1 protein-coding gene is annotated in these 1,917 nt (G+C 73.0%); it reads left to right on the top strand.

Annotation, left to right across the window (positions count from 1 at the left end; genetic code table 11):
• On the top strand, positions 1-1,906 hold a 1,906-nt coding region (locus tag ACWCSD_RS52110; protein ID WP_449927269.1), incomplete at its 5' end, for a catalase.
• Between the last annotated feature and the right edge of the window lie 11 nt (positions 1,907-1,917).

The raw sequence follows: 1,917 nt of genomic DNA, 5'->3' as shown, positions 1-1,917 counted from the left end.
CCACGAGCGCATCCCCGAGCGGGTGGTGCACGCCCGCGGCGCCGCCGCCCACGGCGTGTTCCAGGCCTACGGCACCGCCTCGAACATCACCAAGGCGGCCTTCCTCGCCGAGGGCGCCAGGACCCAGGTCTTCGTCCGCTTCTCCACCGTGCTCGGCTCGCGCGGCTCGGCCGACACCGTCCGCGACACCCGCGGCTTCGCCACCAAGTTCTACACCGCCGAGGGCGTGTTCGACCTGGTCGGCAACAACATCCCGGTCTTCTTCATCCAGGACGGCATCAAGTTCCCCGACGTCATCCACGCCGGCAAGCCGCATCCCGACCGGGAGATCCCGCAGGCGCAGAGCGCGCACGACACGTTCTGGGACTTCGTCTCCCTGCACACCGAGGCCACCTTCCACACGATGTGGAACATGTCCGACCGCGGCATCCCGCGCTCGTTCCGCATGATGGAAGGCTTCGGCGTGCACACCTTCCGCCTGGTCAACGCGGCGGGGGAGACGACGCTGGCCAAGTGGCACTGGAAGCCCAAGCTCGGCGTGCACTCGCTGACCTGGGAGGAGGCCCAGATCGCCGGCGGCGTCGACCCCGACTTCCACCGGCGCGACCTCGCCGACGCCATCGAGGCCGGCGCGCACCCGCAGTGGGAGCTGGGCATCCAGGTCTTCCCGGACACGCCGGAGCAGATGTTCGAGGGCATCGACCTGCTGGACCCGACGAAGATCGTGCCGGAGGAGCTGGCCCCCGTCCACCCGGTCGGCCTGATGACGCTCAACGCCAACCCGTCGAACTTCTTCGCCGAGACCGAGCAGGTCGCCTTCCACGTCGGGCACCTCGTGCCGGGCATCGACATCACCGACGACCCGCTGCTGGCGGCGCGGCTGTTCTCCTACCTCGACACGCAGATCACCCGCCTGGGCGGCCCGAACTTCGCGCAGATCCCCATCAACCGGCCGCACGCGCCGGTCAACGACATGCTGCGCGACGGCTTCCACCAGACGGCCGTCCACCGCGGGGTGGCCCCGTACCGGCCGAACTCCCTGGACGGCGGCTGCCCCTTCCAGGCCGGCGCCGGGCAGGGCGCCTACGTCGAGGTGCCGCTGGAGGTCGCCGGACGCAAGGTGCGCGAGGCGCCCGCGACCTTCTCCGACCACTACAGCCAGCCGCGGCTGTTCTGGCTGAGCCTGTCCCCGGTCGAGCGCGAGCACCTGATCAGCGCCTACACCTTCGAGCTGGGCAAGTGTTACGAGCAGGCGGTCAAGGAACGCCAGCTCCGGGTGCTGGCCAACATCGACCCGGTCCTGTGCCGGGAGGTCGCCGACGGCCTCGGGCTGCCCGCCCCCGAGCCCACCGTGCCGCTCGCCGCCCCGGCGCCGAGCCCGGCGCTGTCGCAGGTCGGCCGGGAGTGGCCGCTGGACGGCCGGATCATCGGCATCGTCGCGGACGAGACCAGCGACCTCGGCGTCGTGGGCGCCGTCCGCCAGGCCGTGCTCGACGGCGGGATGACGCCGCTCGTCATCGCGCCCAAGGGCGGCATGCTGGGCGGCACGCTGGCCGTCCAGCGCACCTTCGCCACGGCCCGCTCCGTCGAGTTCGACGCCGTGCTGCTGGCCGGGGCGCCCGCCCCGGGCGACGACGCGTACGGCGCCCGCGACGCCAAGGCCGGCGACGGCGGCACCCCCGTCGACCCGCGCGTGCTGCTCCTGGTCGGCGAGGCGTACCGGCACGCCAAGGCGGTGGGCGGCTGGGGCACGGCCGCGCAGGCGCTGCAGGCCGCGGGGCTCCCCGCGCAGGCGCCGGGCGTCGTCACCGGCCAGGACGGCGAGGGGGTGCTGCGCGACGTGCTCGCCCTGCTGCCCCTGCACCGGGTCTGGGACCGCTTCCGCGTGCACCCCGACGTGGCCTGAGCCAGGAGAAC

It is taken from the genome of Nonomuraea sp. NPDC001684 (genome assembly GCF_053596515.1).
The sequence above is the reverse complement of the archived record's forward strand: the minus strand, read 5'-3'. Positions and strand labels throughout refer to the sequence as shown.